Origin of the sequence: Streptomyces sp. S186 (genome assembly GCF_051603415.1) — a bacterium.
Classification (GTDB): domain Bacteria; phylum Actinomycetota; class Actinomycetes; order Streptomycetales; family Streptomycetaceae; genus Streptomyces.
On sequence record NZ_CP193932.1, the window covers coordinates 6,505,444 to 6,522,205 of the forward strand.

The following is a 16,762-nucleotide window of genomic DNA, read 5'->3' on the forward strand; positions in this document are numbered from 1 at the left end:
CACCGCGTGGCAGCCGTACGGGACAAGGCCGTTGTCGTAACCGGAGCGGGCGGAGGGATCGGCGCCGCACTCGCCCGCCGGTTCGCCGCCGAGGGCGCCCGGGTCGTGGTCAACGACCTGGACGAGGCCAAGGCGCGCAGGACCGCGGAGGAGATCGGGGCGGTCGCCGTCCCCGGCGACGCCTCCGGCATCGTCGGCCCGGCCCGCGAGGTGCTCGGCGGCGCCATCGACGTCTTCTGCGCCAACGCCGGCGTCGGCACCGGCGGCGGCCCCGAGGCACCCGAGGACGACTGGGCGCTGGCCTGGGATGTCAACGTGATGGCCCATGTGCGGGCGGCGCGCGAACTGGTGCCGGAGTGGCTGGCGCGCGGCAGCGGCCGCTTCGTCTCCACGGTCTCCGCGGCCGGCCTGCTCACCATGATCGCCGCGGCCCCCTACAGCGTCACCAAGCACGGCGCCCTCGCCTTCGCCGAGTGGCTGTCGCTGACCTACCGCCACCGCGGCATCGAGGTGCACGCCATCTGCCCGCAGGGCGTGCGCACCGACATGCTCGCCGCCACCGGCGCCGCCGGCGACCTCGTCCTGGCCCCGACCGCCATCGAACCGGACGCGGTCGCCGACGCGCTCTTCGCCGCCATGGACGCGGGCCGCTTCCTGGTCCTGCCGCACCCGGAGACGGCCGGCCACTACACCGCCCGCGCCACCGCCCCGGACCGCTGGCTGACCGGGATGAACCACCTCCAGCAGAAGCTGGAGGCACGGGAGGGGGAGGCCCGGTGACCGCCTATCAGGACAAGCCGTGGCTGGCCCTGCTCACCGACGCCCAGCGCGCCCCCGTCCAGCCGCCGCCCTCCCCGCTGCATGCCTTCCGCGCCGCGGCCCGCCGCGCCCCCGACCGCACCGCGCTCGCCTACTTCGATGGCCGGATCTCCTACGCCGAGACCGACGCGCTTTCCGACGGCCTCGCCGGCCACCTCGCCGCCCGCGGCCTCCGGCCCGGCGACCGCGCCGTGGTCATGCTCCAGAACACCCCGCACTTCGTGCTCGCGGCGCTCGCCGTCTGGAAGGCCGGCGGCGTGGTCGTCCCCGTCAACCCCATGTACAAGGCGGCGGAGACCCGGCACATCCTCGACGACGCCGAGGTCACCGCCGTCCTCTGCGCGGACCACACCTGGGCCGGCTTCCTGCGCGCCACCGCCGCCGACGCGCCCTCCGTCCGGATCGCGTTCACCGCCGACGAACGCGGACTCCAGACCCGCGACGACCCCCGCGTCCTGCGCGGCGAACCGGCCGGCCCCCAGGGCGGCGCCGACGACCTGCTCACCGCCGCCCGGACCGGCGGACCGGCCCCCGCCGCCCCCGAACCGGCCGCCGACGACATCGCGCTCATCAGCTACACCTCCGGCACCAGCGGCACCCCCAAGGGCGCCACCAACACCCACGGCAACATCAGCTACAACGCCGAACGGATGCGCACCGGCCTCGAACTCCCCGACGGCGCCACCTACTTCGCGCTCGCCCCGCTCTTCCACATCACCGGCATGGTCTGCGAACTGGCCGCCTGCCTCGCCAACACGGGCACCCTGGCGCTGGCCCACCGCTTCGAGGCCGGCACCGTCCTGGACGCCTTCCTGGAACACCGCCCGGCCTTCACCGTCGGCCCGTCCACCGCCTACATGGCGCTGATGGCCCACCCGGACGTCACCCCCGGGTACTTCACCTCCTTCCGGACCATGAGCTCCGGCGGCGCCCCGCTGCCGCCGGCCCTCGTCGAGAAGTTCCGCACCGCCTTCGGCCCGCACCTCCACAACGGCTACGGCCTGACCGAGTGCACCGCGCCCTGCGCCACCGTCCCGCCCGGCAAGGAGGCGCCGGTCGACAAGGTCTCCGGCACCCTCGCGGTCGGCGTCCCCGACCCGCAGACCGTCGTGCGGATCATCGACGAAGCCGGCCATGACCTGCCGTTCGGCGAACAGGGCGAGATCGCGGTCCGCGGCCCGCAGGTCGTGCCCGGCTACTGGCGCCGCCCGGACGCCACCGCAGAGGCCATCCCGGACGGCGAACTGCGCACCGGCGACATCGGGTTCATGGACCGCGACGGCTGGCTGTACGTCGTCGACCGCAAGAAGGACATGATCAACGCGTCGGGTTTCAAGGTCTGGCCGCGCGAGGTCGAGGACGTCCTCTACGCCCACCCCGCCGTGCGCGAGGCGGCCGTCGTCGGCGTGCCCGACCCCTACCGCGGCGAGACCGTCAAGGCGTACGTCAGCCTGCGCCCCGGCGCGTCCCCTGACCCCGCCGAGCTGGCCGCCTACTGCAAGGAGCGGCTCGCCGCGTACAAATATCCGCGGGTGGTGGAGATCCTGCCGGAGCTTCCCAAGACCGCGAGTGGCAAGATCCTTCGACGGGAGCTGCGCCGGCGCGCATGAAGGAGCGCAGGCCGGTGCGCAGGACGGACGCGCGTCGGTGCGCACGGCGGACGCGGGCGGGCGCCCATGATGGACGCGGGCAGGCGCCCATGACGGACGCGTGAGGAACAGAGGAACGGTGAGGGCGATGGCCGGCATCAAGGACGGCGCGGGCAACGGGAGCGGTACGGCGAAGCCCGTCGCGCAGCGGCTGCTGGCCACCGCCACCAGGCTCTTCGCGGAGCAGGGCTACGACCGTACCTCGGTGCAGGAGATCGTCGACGCGGCGGGCGTCACCAAGGGCGCCCTCTACCACTACTTCGGTTCCAAGGAGGACCTGCTCCACGAGGTCTACGGCCGGGTGCTGCGGCTCCAGCAGGAGCGGCTGGACCACTTCGCGGACGCCGACGCTCCGGTGGAGCGACGGCTGCGGGACGCCGCCGCCGACGTCGTGGTCACCACCATCGAGAACCTCGACGACACCAAGATCTTCTTCCGCTCGATGCACCATCTGAGCCCGGAGAAGGACAAGCAGGTGCGAGCCGAGCGGCGGCGCTACCACGAACGGTTCCGGGCGCTCATCGAGGAGGGCCAGCGCACCGGGGTCTTCACCGCCGACGTCCCCGCCGACCTGGTCGTCGACTACCACTTCGGCTCGGTGCACCACCTGGGCACCTGGTACCGCGAAAACGGCCCCCTCACCCCACAACAGGTCGCCGACCACCTGGCCGATCTGCTGCTGCGCGCGTTGCGCCCCTGACGGGCCCCACGGTCCTTTGCCCCGCCGCTACACGTACCGCTTGATCTCCCGCCGTGCCAGTGACCGCTGATGGACCTCGTCGGGGCCGTCCGCCAGGCGCAGCGTACGGGCGGCGGCCCACAGTTCCGCCAGCGGGAAGTCCTGGCTCACCCCGCCCGCGCCGTGCAGCTGGACCGCCTTGTCGAGGATGTCCACGACCGTGCGCGGAGTGGCGATCTTGATGGCCTGAATCTCGGTGTGCGCGCCCTTGTTGCCGACGGTGTCCATCAGCCAGGCGGTCTTCAGCACCAGCAGCCGCAGCTGCTCCACCGCCACCCGGGCGTCCGCGATCCACTCCTGGACCACGCCCTGCTGCGCCAGCGGCCGGCCGAACGCCGTACGGGCCACCGCCCGCCGGCACATCAGCTCGATGGCCCGCTCGGCCATCCCGATCAGCCGCATGCAGTGATGGATCCGGCCGGGCCCCAGCCGCGCCTGTGCGATGCCGAAGCCGCCGCCCTCCTCGCCGATCAGATTGCCGACCGGCACCCGGACGTCCTCGAAGAGCACCTCCGCGTGCCCGCCGTGGTGGTGGTCCTCGTAGCCGTAGACCCGCATCGCGCGCTTCACCGTCAGCCCGGGGGTGCCCCGCGGCACCAGCACCATCGACTGCTGGCGACGGATGTCCGCACCGTCAGGGTCGGTTTTGCCCATCACGATGAAGATCCGGCACAGCGGGTTCATCGCCCCGGAGATGTACCACTTGCGGCCGTTGATGACGTAACTGTCGCCGTCCCGCTCGATCCGGGTCTCGATGTTGGTGGCGTCCGACGAGGCCACCTCCGGCTCGGTCATCGCGAACGCCGACCGGATCTCACCCGCCAGCAGCGGCTCCAGCCACCGCTTCTTCTGCTCGGCGTCGCCGAACTGCGCCAGCACCTCCATGTTGCCGGTGTCCGGCGCCGCGCAGTTCAGCGCGGTGGGCGCCAACTGCGGGCTGCGGCCGGTGATCTCGGCCAGCGGCGCGTACTGGAGGTTGGTCAGCCCCGCGCCGTACTCCTCGTCCGGCAAGAAGAGGTTCCACAGGCCCTGCCGACGGGCCTCGGCCTTGAGCTCCTCCACGACCGCCGGGGTGTCCCACGGCGAGGCCAGCGCGGCCCGCTGCTCCTCCGCGACCCGCTCGGCCGGGTACACGTGCTCGGCCATGAACGCCTCCAGCCTGGACCGCAGTTCCTCGGTACGGGCGTCGAATGCGAAGTCCATCGGTGCCTCAGCCTTCCTTGAGAGTGGTCAGTCCGCGAGAGTGGTCAGTCCGCGGTCGATGAAGACGGGCACCAGCTCGCCGATCCGGTCGAAGCCCGCGCCGACCGTCTGGCCGAGCGTGTAGCGGTAGTGGATGCCTTCGAGGATCACCGCGAGTTTGAACCACGCGAACGCGGTGTACCAGGCGATCCGCGAGGTGTCCCGCCCGGAGCGCTCGGCGTAGCGCGCGATCAGCTCCTCCGGGGCGGGGTGCCCCGGCGCGCCGCTGGTGGTGCTCACCGGCGACTTCGGCAGCCCGAGGTCGGTGCAGTACATCGCCAGCAGCCCCAGGTCGGTCAGCGGGTCGCCGAGCGTGGACATCTCCCAGTCCAGCACCGCGGTGATGGTGTCGTCGGCTCCGACGAGTACGTTGTCCAGCCGGTAGTCGCCGTGCACGACGGCCGGCGCGGGGGAGGGGGGCAGCGCCCGGCCCAGCGCCTCGTGGAGCGCGTCGATGCCGGGCAGTTCGCGGTTCCTGGAGGCCGTCAACTGCTTTCCCCAGCGCCGGAGTTGGCGCTCCAGGAAGCCGTCCGGCCGTCCGAAGTCGGCCAGCCCGGCCGCCGCCGGATCCACCGCGTGCAGCTCCACCAGCGTGTCGACCAGCGACAGCACCACCGCCCGGGTCCGCTCCGGGCCCAGGGGGGCCAGCTGGTCCACGGTCCGGTACGGGGTGCCCGCCACCAGCTCCATCACATAGAACGGCGCGCCGAGCACCGTCTCGTCCTCGCACAGCAGCAGCGTCTCCGGCACCGGCACCGCGGTGTCGTGCAGCGCGCTGATCACCCGGTGCTCGCGGCGCATGTCGTGCGCGGTGGCCAGCACATGGCCGAGCGGCGGCCGGCGGACGACCCAGGAGGCGGTGCCGTCGGTGACCCGGTAGGTGAGGTTGGACCGGCCGCCCTCGATCAGCCGCGCCCGCAGCGGCCCGGAGACCAGGCCCGGCCGCTCCCGGTCCAGATGCTGCCGCAGGCGCTCCGGATCGAGGCCGGGCGGTGCCTCCCCGGCGGCCGGCGGGGGCGGGGTGCCGTTGCTCATCGTGCTTCCTCCGTACGGAGTGACGGTTGGGCGGTGCAGGGCCGGCGGGCCCGTCCCGCCCGATCATGCCGACTAGTCGGTATGGCGTCCAGTGCCCCGCCGTGGGGCGTCGGTCACCCGACGTGTTTCCGCCACCGCGGCCCGGCACCCCAGCACCCTGGCGCCTCGTATCTGCCCGCCCCGCCCCGGCCGCCCGCTCAGGCGTGGCAGGCCGGCGCCACCCCGCCGTTCATCTCGGCCATCGCCAGGAACCCCGCCACCACGTCCAGCGGCGCCCCCGGGGCCGCGCCGTCCAGCTCCGCGTACGCCCGCATCAGGTTGGCCACCAGCCGCTCGCGCTCCGCCAGCTCCGCGAACGCGTCCAGGTCCGCCTCCCGGGCCACCTCCAGCGGCGTCCGCCCGGCCGCCCGCCCCTCCCGCGCCAGCTCCCCGACGAACCGCAGATACCGTTCGACCTCGTCGTAGACCTCCGGCCCGGCCACCGGACCGTGTCCCGGCACCACCGTCTCCGCGCCCAGCGACCGCAGCAGCTCGATCGCCCGCAGCGACCCGCTCAACGAGCCCATCAGGACGAACGGCGTGCCCCCGTGGAAGACGAGGTCGCCGGTGAAGACCACCCGCTGCCGCGGCAGCCAGACGACGGTGTCGCCGGGCGTGTGCGCCGGCCCCGGATGGATCAGCTGCACCTCGGACTCCCCGACGTGCACGGTCATCCGGTCCTCGAACGTGACCTCCGGCGGGGTGAGCCGGATGTCGCCGTACGCCACCTCGGGCCACACCGCGTGCAGTTGGTACCCGGCGGCCAGCACCTCCCGCCGGCAGGCCGCGTGCCCGATGATCGTCGCCTCGGGCGCGAACACGCCGTTGCCGTAGGTGTGGTCGCCGTGGTGATGGGTGTTGACGACCGTACGGGGCGCGGGGGCGCCGGTCTCCGCGATCCGGCGGCGCAGCAGCCGCGCCCGCCGCTCGGTGGCGGCGGTGTCCACGACCAGGGTGGCGGTGCCGTCGGTGACGAAGCCCGCGTTGTTCAGGCACCAGCCGCCGTCCGGCTGGACGAACGCATGGACGCCCGGGGCGAGTTCGGTGAGGTAGGGCTCGGGGACGGCGTCGGTGCTGGTACTGGTGCTGGTGCCCGCGTCGGCGTCCGTGGTGGTCGGATGACGCCCCGTCGCATCTGCTCGATGGTCCGTCATGTCGGCTTGATGGTTCGTCATGTCCGCTCCATGCTGGTCGATCCATGCCGGCCGGTCATCGGTCCGCACGGACACCGTAGACGTCCCCGGCCGCCCGCCGGGCCGTCAGCTCCCGGTACGCGGCCAGCCCGTCCGGCGTCCACGGCCACTCCTCCAGCCGCCGGGCGAGCTCCTCCTCGGGCAGGAACGCGTGCCAGTCGATCTCTGCCTCCTGGGGCGCCACCGGAAGGGTGCAGCGCACCTCGTAGACCGCCGACCACCAGGTGTGCTCCGGCGTCTCGTACAGGAACCGGAACAGCGGCTCCGGGCGGGCCAGCCCGGACACCCCCAGCTCCTCCTCGGCCTCCCGCAGCGCCGCCTCGTCGTAGCTCTCGCCGGTGCCCACCACCCCGCCCACGAACATGTCGTAGTGCGAGGGGAACACCAGCTTCCGGGGGGTGCGCCGGTGCACGAAGATCCGGTCCTCGGCGTCCCGGACCAGGATGAACGTGCACCGGGTGCGCAGCCGGCGGGCGTAGGCCACCGCCCGCGGGGCCTGCCCCACGACCCGGTCGTGCTCGTCGACGACGTCGAGGATCTCGTCCGCGTTGAGCGGCTCCTGCTCGCTGACTGGTCGGTGATCCTGCTCGCTGACTGGTCGCTGATCGCTCATGGGGCCATCGAACCACCCGCGGCGCACCCCGGCCTCAGCGCGGCTGGAGCTCCCGTACGTCGTCGGCCGCGCCGCTCCCGGGCGGCATCGCCGGATGGCTGCCGATCAGCACGATCCCCGCCACCACCGCGACGATCCCGGCCGCCTGGAAGGCCAGCGCCCCCGGCGTCACCCGCAGCTGGTCGCCCAGGAAGCCGACCCCGCAGGCGATCCCCGCCAGCGGCTGCGCCGCGGTCAGCGCGGGCAGCGACATCCGCAGCGGCGCCGACTCGAACGCGCTCTGCACCATCACCAGCGCCAGCACCCCCAGCACCACGATCGCGTACGGCTGCCAGCTGGTCAGCAGCGCGCGCCAGCCGCCCGCCGTGAACCGCAGCCCGCTGATCCGCGTCAGCGCGTCCTGGAGCCCGTACAGCAGCCCGGCCGCCACCCCCAGCAGCGCGGCCTCCAGACTGACGTGCACCCGCTCCCGTTTGGCGACCGCCGCCAGCACCAGGGCGATGCACAGCACCCCACCCATGATCAGCCACTGGGCCAGCTGTCCCACCTCGCTGTTGTGCCCGCCGTGCGGCTGCCCGGCCACGATGAAGATCGTCACCCCGCCGGCCAGCAACCACAGGCCGGTCCATCCGCTGCGGCCCAGCCGCTGCCGGGAGATCCGGCGCGCCAGCGCCATCGCGAACAGCAGGTTCGTCGCCATCAGCGGTTCGACCAGGGTGATGTCACCCATCCCCAGCGCCACCGCGCCCAGCGCCATCCCCGTCACCATCAGCGCGATCCCGGCCACCCAGCGCGGCATCCGCACCAGGTCGAGCAGCAGCCGGAAGGAGAGGTAGTCCTGCGGCGGGGCGTACTGCGCCGCGATCTGCTGGAGGACGAACCCGGTGCCCAGACAGCATGCCGCGGCAAGGGCGAGCAGGATCACCGTCACGTCGCACACCTCGTATCGCGCGGGGCGGGGGATGCGCCCGAGGATAGTCAGCCACCATGGCCGAAACGCGGCCCTCGACGGCGCCGTTCTCGCGCGCACCCGTCTGTACCACCGGCCACCGGCCGTTCGAGATGCAGAGGGGCCTTTGCAGAGGACTCTTTGCGGAGAAGCCTATGCAGAGAACTCTATGCAGAGAGTCCTCTGCATCTCTAGGCTTGCGTTCATGAGTTATGACGACGCGTCCGCCGGCGACCGCCCGGCCGACGGCGACGCCTCCGAGCCCCCCGTGTCCCCCGCGTCCCAGACGTCCCCCGCGCCCCGCCCCACCCGCCGGATGGACGCCCGCAGTCTGCGCGGACTCGCCCACCCGCTACGGATGCGCATCCTGGAGCTGCTGACCCTCGACGGCCCGGACACCGCCACCGGCCTCTCCCGCCGGCTCGGCGAGAACACCGGCACGGTCAGCTGGCACCTGCGCCACCTCGCCGACCACGACTTCATCGAGGAGGAGACCGGCCGCGGCACCCGGCGCGAGCGCTGGTGGCGGGCGGTGGCGGTCTCCCGCCGGCTCGACACCACCGACTTCCGCGACGACCCGGACGTCCGCGGGCCGCTCTCGGTCTACGTCCACGAGATCGTCCAGCAGCACTTCAACCGAGTCGTCGACTACCTCGCCGAGGACTGGGCCCCGGAGTGGCGCGACGCCGGCGCGGTCGCCCAATGGCACGACCTGGCGCTGACGCCGGATCAACTCGCCGCTTTGAACGAGGAGTTGGCGCTGGTCGTGGAGCGGTACCGGGGCGTCGCCACGGAGACGGAGGAGGGCGCGGCCGCCGCGCAGCCCGTCATCGTACAGCTCCAGTCCTTCCCCCGCAGGCACCGGGCAGGCCGGGCCGACCAGGGCAGCCACACCGACCGGACGACCCCGTGAGCGGCCTGCTCCGCCGCCACCGCGACTTCCGGCTGCTGTGGTGCGGGGAGGTCGCGGGCAAGTTCGGCGCCGCGGTCACCGGGGTGGCGATGCCGCTGACCGCCGTCGCCGCCCTGCGTGCCGACACCTTCGCGGTCGGCCTGCTGAGCGCCTGCGGCTGGCTGCCCTGGCTGCTGATCGGGCTGCCGGTCGGTGCCTGGGTGGACCGGGTCCGCGGCCGCCCCCTGATGCTGGGCGCCGCCGTGCTCTCCATGGCGGTGTTCGCCGCGGTCTCCGTCGTCACCTGGTGCGGTGGGCTGAGCCTCGGTCTGCTGATCGGCGCGGCCCTGCTGAGCGGCGCCGCCGCGGTGGTCTTCCAGACCGCGTACAGCGCCTACCTCCCCGGCCTCCTCGCCCCCGCCGACCAGCCCGAGGGCAACGCCAAGCTGCACGGCAGCGCCTCGGCGGCGCAGCTCGCCGGGCAGGGCGCCGGCGGCTTCCTGGTCCAACTCGCCGGTGCCGCCAACGGGTTGTTCGCCAACGCGGCCACCTTCCTGGTCTCCCTGCTCTGCCTGCTCGGCATCCGGCACCGCGAGGCGCGCCCGTCCGGCCCGGGGGAGCGTGCCGCGCGGTCCCTGCGCGCCGAGGTCGCCGAGGGGCTGCGGCTGGTCGCCGGCGATGTCTGGCTCCGTACGCTGACCCTCTTCGGCGCCGCCTCCAACCTCGCCCTGATGGGATACCAGTCGATCCTGCCGGTCTTCCTGGTGCGCGAGGCCGGACTGGCGCCGGGCACCGTGGGCACCGTGCTGGCGGTGGCGAGCACCGGAGGGATCGCCGGCGCCTTCGCGGTCCGCCGGGCCGCCGCCCGGATCGGCACCGCCCGCGCCACCCTGCTCTTCGAACTCGGCCTGCCCGCCACGGCGTTGCTCATCCCGCTCGCCACCTCGGGGCCCGGCGCCGCCCTGTACGTCGTCGCCGGCTTCGGCGTCTCCGCGGGCGTGGTCGGCGGAAACATCCTCAAGGTCGGCTTCCAGCAGGCGTACTGTCCACCGGGGCTGCTCGGCCGGGTGACCGCCGGCTCCGCCTTCCTCAACTACGGCACGCTGCCGCTGGGCGCCCTGCTCGGCGGCGCGCTCGGCGCCGGCTTCGGGGTCCGTACGGCCATGTGGATCACCACCGCCGGCGTCCCGCTCGCCGCCCTGATCCTCCTGGCCTCACCGATCCGCACGGCCCGCGACCTCCCGTCCCGCCCCCCGGAGGACAACGCCGACAGGAGCGCCGACATGAACGCCGACGCGAACGCCCGCACGCCGCAGTGATCAAGGGCTCCCGACGCCCCCGGCGCCGACTCCGCCCACCGTCCCGTTCCCCGTCGCCGTCCCCACCCCCACGGGCGCCACCTCCGCACCCCCGGGGTCGAAGCGGTAACCGGACCCCCACACCTCCGTCAGCAGCCGAGGCGCGGTGGGATCCGCCGCCAGCTCCGCCCGCAGCCGGGCCATGCGCGCCGCCACCGCCGACAGGTCGCCGAAGTCCCGCCCCCAGACCCGCTTGAGCAGCTGCTCCCGGGAGAACACCCGCCCGGGGTGCCGCACCAGGAACGCCAGCAGTGCGAACTCGTCTGCAGACAGGGCGAGTTCGCGTCCGGCGCGGGACGCCCGCCCGGTCCCGACATCGACGGCCACCTCCCCGGCCCGCAGGACGTCCGCGGAGCGGCGACCGGCCGATGTCGCGCCCGCGCCCCCGGCCCCGCGCAGCGCCTCCGTCACCCGCCCCACCAGCTCCCGCGTCCCCGCGGGCCCCTCCGCGGCCAACGGCACCACGGGAACCGGCGGCCCGCCCCCGCGTCGCCGCAGCCGGCGGCGCAGCTCCAGGCCGTCGATGCCCGGCAGCGCCGGATCGAGGACGACGGCGTGCGGCGCGAAGTCCGCGGCGCGTTCGAGGGCGGTGAAGCCGTCGGTGGCGTAGGCGGTGGTGTGGCCGGCGCGGGCGAGCTCGGCGGCAACGGCCGTGGCGACGGCCGGGTCGTCCGCGACGACGAGGACACGGTGCGGCGGCCCGGGCGCCGGCCCCGGGGGAGCGGACGGCACTGCCCGGCGCACCGCTCAGCCCGCCGTTCCCGCGAGGCGCGTCCCGGGGCGCGCCGTCAGGAGAAGCCTCATATCTCCAGCCAACACCCGCCCGCGCGCCCTCGCGCGCCGAGACTCCCACCGGGCCGTCTCCGCGGCCCGCCGCACCCCGCCCCCGGCTTCCGCCCCCGGTTTACGCCTGTTACTTCTCCAGCTGCTCCCGCACCCGCCGCGACACCGTGAACGCGTACAGGTCCAGTACGCCGGGCGGCTCCGCGAGGCCCGGCCCACCGGCCCGTATCCATGCGGCGATGTCCGCCAGCGCCGCGTCGTCGTTGACCAGGCCCAGCCACACCGGCCGCCCGCCCGCGGCCCGCCCGTCGGCCGAGGGCTGCACCACGACCACGTTCGCCTGGTCGCAGACGTCCAGGCACTCCGAGGCCCGGACCGGCGCCGCCCCGTCCAGCGCCGCCCGCAGCCGCGGAATCTGCCCGGCGTGGTCGACGCCCGGGATCTTCGCCCCGTCCCCGCAGCAGCAGCCGCGACAGACGGTCACCCGGCACTGCTGCGCGGTGGCCCGCCCCGCCCGCTCGCCGACCTGCTTGCCCGCCCGTCCGACCTGCTTTTCGATCATCCCGCCATGGTACGGGGCCGTTCCGCGCCGACCGCCGGCCGCAGGCCACCGACCGTCGGTCCCGGCCATCCTCCCCACAGCCCACAGCCCACAGCCCACAGCCCACAGCCCACAGCCCACAGCCCGCCCGTTGGGCAGACCCCGCCCGTTGCGCAGACCACGCGGGCCCGCGACATTCCCCGGCCCGTTCCTGGATAGACATCCGAGCATGTCCCTGACCAACCCCTCGCCCCGTTCCGGCTCCGGCACCGCACACCCGTCCCTGGCCACCGCCCGGCGCCCGGTCCCCGGGCCCGCCGGCCTCCCCGTGATCGGCTCCCTGCTCGATCTCCACCGCGACTCGCTCGGCGCCTTCTTACGCGCCCAGCGCGAACACGGCGACGTGGTCCGCCTGGAGGCCGGCCCGCCCGGCTTCCGCAGCGTCTTCTACGCCGTCTTCGCGCCCGAGGGCGTCCAGCAGATCCTCGGCACCCAGGCCGCCAACTTCCGCAAGGACCACCCCTTCTACGAGGAGGTCCGCCAGGCGTTCGGCAACGGCCTGCTCACCAGCCAGGACGACGACTACCTCCGGCAACGCCGGCTGGTGCAACCGCTGTTCACCAGGCGCCGGGTCGACGGCTACGCCGCGGCCGTCACCACCGAGGCGGACGCGGCCGTCGCCCGCTGGCACTCGGCCGCGGACGGCGTGGTCGACCTCGTCCCCGAGATGAACCGGCTCGCCCTGCGCACCGTCGCCCGCATCCTCTTCGGCCTCGATACGGAGGCCGCGGTGACGGCCCTCCATAGCTGCGCCCCCATCATCAACGACTACGTCGTCCGCCGCGCCTACACCCCCGTGAAGGTCCCCCGCGACTGGCCCACCCCCAGGAACCTCCGCAACCGCCGGGTCACCGCCGAACTCAACGCGCTCTGCGACCGGATCATCGCCGAGCGCCGCACCGCCTCAGGCGCTACCGCCTCCGGCGACGCCACCACCGGGGAACCGGCCCACAACGACCTGCTCTCCCTGCTCGCCACGGCCGGTAACGACGAGGACGGCACCCTCGACGCCACCGAGGTCCGCGAACAGGTCCTGATCTTCCTGCTGGCCGGTCACGAGACCACCGCCACCTCGATGGCCTTCACCCTCCACCTGCTGGCCCGGCATCCCGACGAACAGTCCCGGGTCCGCGCCGAACTCGCCCGCGTGCTCGGCGACCGTACGCCCACCGCCGCCGACCTGGACCGACTGCCGCTGCTCACCCGGGCGTTGAAGGAGTCCCTGCGGCTCTACCCGGCGGCTCCGGTCGTCAGCCGCCGCGCTGTCGAAGCCACCGAGGTGGCAGGCTTCCCCCTCCCGGCCGGCGCCGATGTCGTCGTCGCCCCCTGGGTCACCCACCGCCACCCGGACCTGTGGGAGGACCCCGAGCGGTTCGACCCGGACCGCTTCGCCCCCGAGCGCGAGGCTGAGCGCCACCGCTACGCCTGGTTCCCGTTCGGCGGCGGCCCGCGCGCCTGCATCGGCCAGCACTTCTCGATGCTGGAATCCGTCCTGGCCCTGGCGACCCTGCTCCGCTCCCACGAACTGACCGCCCTCGACCAGGAGGTGCCGGTCGCCGCCGGCATCACCCTCCAGGCCACCGGCCCGGCCCGGGTACGCCTCCGCGCCCTGTAGCGGCCCCCGGGTCGGGACCTACCCCCGGGAGGGGGCCGGCCCCGGCACAGAGACGGCGGGCGGGAATCCAAAGCCAACGAACGCAACAAACGCAACGGCGGGCGGGAATCCAACGCAACCCAACGCGCCAAACGCAACAAAAATAGCGTTTGCATTCTCGCCCGCCACCCTCTACGGTCGTAGACGTCCACCCCGCCCGGGCATCGGCCCAGCGGGTTTCCCTCCCGACAGGAGAAGGCCGTTGCTCGTCTGAGGTCTGGCAGACACCGCGCCCGCGACCGGCGATCCGTTCCGCGATCCCCGCCCCGCGCGCCCGTCCGCGACCTCGGCGTACGCACGGCGTACCCGATCCCCGGCACTGCCGCGGTGTCTCCCTGCGCACACATCACCCCACCCCGCGCACACCTCCCAGGAGACCCGTATGCCAAAGCCTCCCGCCGCGTCCACCGCGGCCGTCGTCTGCACCAACACCGGCTTCGCCTGGCCCGACGGCACCCCCGTCCTGGACGGCTTCCAGTTCTCCGTCGGCCCCGGCCGTACGGGCCTGGTGGGCCTCAACGGGTCAGGAAAGTCAACCCTGTTGAAGCTGATCGCCGGTGAACTCACCCCCACCGCCGGCAGCGTCAAGGCCGTCGGCGAGGTCGGCTACCTCCCGCAGCACGCCGCCCTCGACACCCACCTGAGGGTCGACGAGGCGCTCGGCATCGCCGCCACCCGCGCCGCCCTGCACGCCATCGAGAGCGGCGACCCGAGCGAGGAACACTTCACCGCCGTCGGCGACGACTGGGATGTCGAGGAGCGCGCCCGCGCCACACTGGACCAACTCGGCCTGCACGCCATCGGCCTCGACCGCACCATCGGCGAGGTCTCCGGCGGCGAATCCGTCCTGCTCCGCCTGGCCGCCCTGCTGCTCCGCCGCCCGGACGTACTCCTCCTCGACGAACCCACCAACAACCTCGACCTGCCCGCCCGCCGCCGTCTCTACGACACGGTCGCCGCCTGGTCCGGGGTCCTCCTCGTCGTCAGCCATGACCGCGAACTCCTCGAACACGTCGACCGGATCGCCGACCTGCGTGGGGGAGAAGTCCACTGGTACGGCGGCAACTTCAGCGCCTACGAAGAGGCCCTCGCCGTCGAACAGGAGGCGGCCGAGCGGATGGTGCGGGCCGCCGAGTCCGACGTCGCGCGCCAGAAGCGCGAACTGGCCGACGCCCAGGTCAAACTGGCCCGCCGGGTCCGCTACGGCAACAAGATGTACGCCCAGAAACGCGAACCCAAGATCGTCATGAACGCCCGCAAGGGGGAGGCCCAGGTCTCGGCCGGCAAACACCGCGCCCTGCACACCGAACGCCTCCAGGAGGCCAGGGAGCGTCTCGACGAGGCCGCCGAAGCCGTCCGCGACGACGACGAGATCCGCATCGACCTCCCGTACACCGCGGTCCCGCCCGGCCGCACCGTCCTCACCGTCACCGGCCTGCGCACCCGCCACGGCACCCGCGCCGACCTGGACATGCGCGGTCCCGAGCGGATCGCCCTCACCGGCCGCAACGGCTCCGGCAAGACCACCCTCCTCCGCACCCTCACCGGCGACCTCCCGCCGGCCGCCGGCACCGCCGAAGTCCACGTCCCCCACCGCTTCCTCCCGCAACGCCTCGACGAGGTCCTCGACCACGACCTCACCGTCGTCGAGAACGTCGCCCGCTACGCCCCGGAGGCCACCAACAACCGCATCCGCGCCCGCCTCGCCCGCTTCCTCTTCAAGGGCGCCCGCGCCGACCAGCGGACCGGCACCCTCTCCGGCGGCGAACGCTTCCGGGCCGCCCTGGCCGCCCTGATGCTCGCCGAACCGGCCCCCCAGCTCCTCCTCCTCGACGAACCCACCAACAACCTCGACATGTCCTCCGTCCGCAGCCTGGTCACCGCCCTGCACTCCTACGAGGGCGCCCTCCTCGTGGTCAGCCACGACCCCCGCTTCCTGCGCGAACTCTCGCTCACCCGCTGGCTGACCCTCGACTCCGGCACCCTCACCCCCATCGCCCCCCTCTGACCCCACCGGCCCCGCCCCTGGAACCACTTCCAGGGCCGGGGCCGGGGCGGCCTGGCCCTAAAAGTGCCTGACCAACTCCCGGAACGCCCCCAGCCGCAACACCTTCACATCCCCCGGATCCAACTCCTCGTGCTCCAGCACCCACGTGTGATCGTGCGGGATGTACACCGCGTTCAGCCCCGCCGACCGCGCCGGCAGGATGTCCGACTTCGGGGAGTTCCCGATCATCCACGTCCGCTCCGGCACCAGCCCGTAGACCCGGGTCAGCTCCTCGTACGCGGCCACGTTCTTCTCCGGCACGATGTGCACCCCACGGAAGTGCCCGCTCAGCCCCGACACGGTCACCTTCCGCTCCTGCTCCTCCCGATCCCCCTTGGTCAGCAACAGCAACTCGTGCCGCCCGGCCAGCTCCGCCAGCGTCTCCGCCACCCCCGGGATCAGCTCCACCCGATCCCCCGCGAACGCCGTCCCCCACCCGGCGATCCGCGCCCGCTCCGCCGCCGTGGCCGCCCGCCCCCGCACCCGCTCCAGACACTCCCCGAGGCTCCGCAGGAACACCCGGCTCCCATACCCCAGCGTCACCGCGTTCGCCGCCTCGATCCCGTCCAGTACGGCCCGCACCGCCCCCCGCCCCATCCCCGGCCCGGCCAACCACCCCGTGAACTCGTCAATCACCCGCTCGAAGATCACGTTGTTCTCCCACAACGTGTCATCCGCATCAAAGATCAGCACCACCCACACCCCTCCCATAGTCCACAAACGGGAGCACCCTACGGACGCGCCCCACACCCCCGCACGCAAATTCCCCGCACCGGACGGGACCACCACCGGCGAAGCATCCCACCAACAGACAGGCCCGGCGTCCCGAAACGGTCGACTGGTCAACCGGCGCCAGCTCGTGCATGACCACGAGACCCTGCCACCCACCAGCGAGGTACCAGTCCGGCAGTCGGTGAACGATGTCCATCGGGCGTTGCGGTGATCTCTGCGGGTGCAACTCGGCCGCTCGTCGAGGAGGGGAACCATTCTCAGGCCGGGAGATAGCAGCACCTGCAAAGAGGAACTGGAGCAGCGCCTGGCTGCCGAAGCCGCCGGTCCAGCTCCGCTGGCGTGGAGAGCAGCCAAGGGCCAGGCTGCTGACCGGTCTCACCGAGCTTTGACTGCTTGGGCAACTCTGCTGCGATTTCG

At 73.3% G+C, this 16,762-nt stretch carries 15 protein-coding genes and 1 pseudogene; 8 read left to right on the forward strand and 8 right to left on the reverse strand.

What is annotated here, in order from left to right:
- The first annotated feature begins 6 nt into the window (after window positions 1-6).
- The 3 genes from ACRAS8_RS28050 (at window position 7) to ACRAS8_RS28060 (ending at window position 3,168) form a co-directional block, all read left to right on the forward strand.
- Window positions 7-780, forward strand: coding sequence for an SDR family oxidoreductase (locus ACRAS8_RS28050; protein ID WP_438488776.1), 774 nt, complete (start codon window positions 7-9; stop codon window positions 778-780).
- Window positions 777-2,429: a class I adenylate-forming enzyme family protein gene (locus ACRAS8_RS28055; protein WP_438488777.1), complete on the forward strand. Its 1,653-nt coding sequence runs from the start codon at window positions 777-779 to the stop codon at window positions 2,427-2,429. The genes ACRAS8_RS28050 and ACRAS8_RS28055 overlap by 4 nt, the downstream gene beginning before the upstream one ends.
- A gap of 127 nt (window positions 2,430-2,556) precedes the next feature.
- Window positions 2,557-3,168 (forward strand): TetR/AcrR family transcriptional regulator, encoded by a 612-nt coding sequence (locus ACRAS8_RS28060; protein WP_438488778.1) that lies wholly within the window; start codon window positions 2,557-2,559, stop codon window positions 3,166-3,168.
- Between the two features lie 27 nt (window positions 3,169-3,195).
- Here ACRAS8_RS28060 and ACRAS8_RS28065 read toward each other — a convergent pair whose 3' ends face one another.
- The 5 genes from ACRAS8_RS28065 to ACRAS8_RS28085 form a co-directional block, all read right to left on the reverse strand.
- A complete protein-coding gene (locus tag ACRAS8_RS28065) occupies window positions 3,196-4,410 on the reverse strand; it encodes an acyl-CoA dehydrogenase family protein (protein WP_438488779.1) in 1,215 nt (404 codons plus the stop codon).
- 27 nt (window positions 4,411-4,437) lie between these two features.
- On the reverse strand, window positions 4,438-5,484 hold the full coding sequence (locus ACRAS8_RS28070; protein ID WP_438488780.1) for a phosphotransferase family protein: 1,047 nt from the start codon (window positions 5,482-5,484) through the stop codon (window positions 4,438-4,440).
- 197 nt (window positions 5,485-5,681) lie between these two features.
- Window positions 5,682-6,698: an MBL fold metallo-hydrolase gene (locus ACRAS8_RS28075; RefSeq protein ID WP_438488781.1), complete on the reverse strand. Its 1,017-nt coding sequence runs from the start codon at window positions 6,696-6,698 to the stop codon at window positions 5,682-5,684.
- A gap of 34 nt (window positions 6,699-6,732) precedes the next feature.
- Complete coding sequence (locus ACRAS8_RS28080) at window positions 6,733-7,329, reverse strand: NUDIX domain-containing protein (RefSeq protein ID WP_438488782.1); 597 nt, start codon at window positions 7,327-7,329, stop codon at window positions 6,733-6,735.
- A 34-nt stretch (window positions 7,330-7,363) separates the two neighbouring features.
- Window positions 7,364-8,260 (reverse strand): DMT family transporter, encoded by an 897-nt coding sequence (locus tag ACRAS8_RS28085; RefSeq protein ID WP_438488783.1) that lies wholly within the window; start codon window positions 8,258-8,260, stop codon window positions 7,364-7,366.
- A gap of 223 nt (window positions 8,261-8,483) precedes the next feature.
- Here ACRAS8_RS28085 and ACRAS8_RS28090 point away from each other — a divergent pair, with 223 nt between their 5' ends.
- Window positions 8,484-9,191: a helix-turn-helix domain-containing protein gene (locus tag ACRAS8_RS28090; RefSeq protein ID WP_438488784.1), complete on the forward strand. Its 708-nt coding sequence runs from the start codon at window positions 8,484-8,486 to the stop codon at window positions 9,189-9,191.
- On the forward strand, window positions 9,188-10,489 hold the full coding sequence (locus tag ACRAS8_RS28095) for an MFS transporter (RefSeq protein ID WP_438488785.1): 1,302 nt from the start codon (window positions 9,188-9,190) through the stop codon (window positions 10,487-10,489). The genes ACRAS8_RS28090 and ACRAS8_RS28095 overlap by 4 nt, the downstream gene beginning before the upstream one ends.
- Here ACRAS8_RS28095 and ACRAS8_RS28100 read toward each other — a convergent pair whose 3' ends face one another.
- Window positions 10,490-11,260: a response regulator transcription factor gene (locus tag ACRAS8_RS28100; protein WP_438488786.1), complete on the reverse strand. Its 771-nt coding sequence runs from the start codon at window positions 11,258-11,260 to the stop codon at window positions 10,490-10,492.
- A 181-nt stretch (window positions 11,261-11,441) separates the two neighbouring features.
- Complete coding sequence (locus tag ACRAS8_RS28105; RefSeq protein WP_438488787.1) at window positions 11,442-11,873, reverse strand: (2Fe-2S) ferredoxin domain-containing protein; 432 nt, start codon at window positions 11,871-11,873, stop codon at window positions 11,442-11,444.
- Window positions 11,874-12,081: 208 nt separating this feature from the next.
- Between ACRAS8_RS28105 and ACRAS8_RS28110 the strand changes: the two genes are divergently transcribed.
- From ACRAS8_RS28110 to ACRAS8_RS28120, 3 genes and pseudogenes are all read left to right on the forward strand, one after another.
- Window positions 12,082-13,527 carry a cytochrome P450 gene (locus tag ACRAS8_RS28110; RefSeq protein WP_438488788.1) on the forward strand — a complete coding sequence of 482 codons (1,446 nt, stop codon included), beginning with the start codon at window positions 12,082-12,084 and terminating at the stop codon, window positions 13,525-13,527.
- 421 nt (window positions 13,528-13,948) lie between these two features.
- A pseudogene (locus tag ACRAS8_RS28115) lies at window positions 13,949-14,560 on the forward strand (ATP-binding cassette domain-containing protein); the annotation flags it as partial.
- A gap of 477 nt (window positions 14,561-15,037) precedes the next feature.
- The gene (locus tag ACRAS8_RS28120) at window positions 15,038-15,574 is read left to right on the forward strand and encodes an ATP-binding cassette domain-containing protein (RefSeq protein WP_438490620.1); all 537 of its coding nucleotides are present in this window, start codon (window positions 15,038-15,040) and stop codon (window positions 15,572-15,574) included.
- A gap of 57 nt (window positions 15,575-15,631) precedes the next feature.
- Here the strand turns inward: ACRAS8_RS28120 and ACRAS8_RS28125 are convergent, their stop codons facing one another.
- Window positions 15,632-16,324 carry an HAD family hydrolase gene (locus tag ACRAS8_RS28125; RefSeq protein ID WP_438490621.1) on the reverse strand — a complete coding sequence of 231 codons (693 nt, stop codon included), beginning with the start codon at window positions 16,322-16,324 and terminating at the stop codon, window positions 15,632-15,634.
- Window positions 16,325-16,762 lie beyond the last annotated feature (438 nt).

Excerpts from the sequence above, each read along its gene's own strand:
- ACRAS8_RS28060 (WP_438488778.1), top strand. The coding sequence starts at position 2,557 with ATGGCCGGCATCAAGGACGGCGCGGGCAACGGGAGCGGTACGGCGAAG.
- ACRAS8_RS28065 (WP_438488779.1), bottom strand. The coding sequence starts at position 4,410 with ATGGACTTCGCATTCGACGCCCGTACCGAGGAACTGCGGTCCAGGCTG.
- ACRAS8_RS28070 (WP_438488780.1), bottom strand. The coding sequence starts at position 5,484 with ATGAGCAACGGCACCCCGCCCCCGCCGGCCGCCGGGGAGGCACCGCCC.
- ACRAS8_RS28075 (WP_438488781.1), bottom strand. The coding sequence starts at position 6,698 with ATGACGAACCATCAAGCCGACATGACGGACCATCGAGCAGATGCGACG.
- ACRAS8_RS28080 (WP_438488782.1), bottom strand. The coding sequence starts at position 7,329 with ATGAGCGATCAGCGACCAGTCAGCGAGCAGGATCACCGACCAGTCAGC.
- ACRAS8_RS28090 (WP_438488784.1), top strand. The coding sequence starts at position 8,484 with ATGAGTTATGACGACGCGTCCGCCGGCGACCGCCCGGCCGACGGCGAC.
- ACRAS8_RS28105 (WP_438488787.1), bottom strand. The coding sequence starts at position 11,873 with ATGATCGAAAAGCAGGTCGGACGGGCGGGCAAGCAGGTCGGCGAGCGG.
- ACRAS8_RS28110 (WP_438488788.1), top strand. The coding sequence starts at position 12,082 with ATGTCCCTGACCAACCCCTCGCCCCGTTCCGGCTCCGGCACCGCACAC.
- ACRAS8_RS28120 (WP_438490620.1), top strand. The coding sequence starts at position 15,038 with ATGCGCGGTCCCGAGCGGATCGCCCTCACCGGCCGCAACGGCTCCGGC.
- ACRAS8_RS28125 (WP_438490621.1), bottom strand. The coding sequence starts at position 16,324 with ATGGGAGGGGTGTGGGTGGTGCTGATCTTTGATGCGGATGACACGTTG.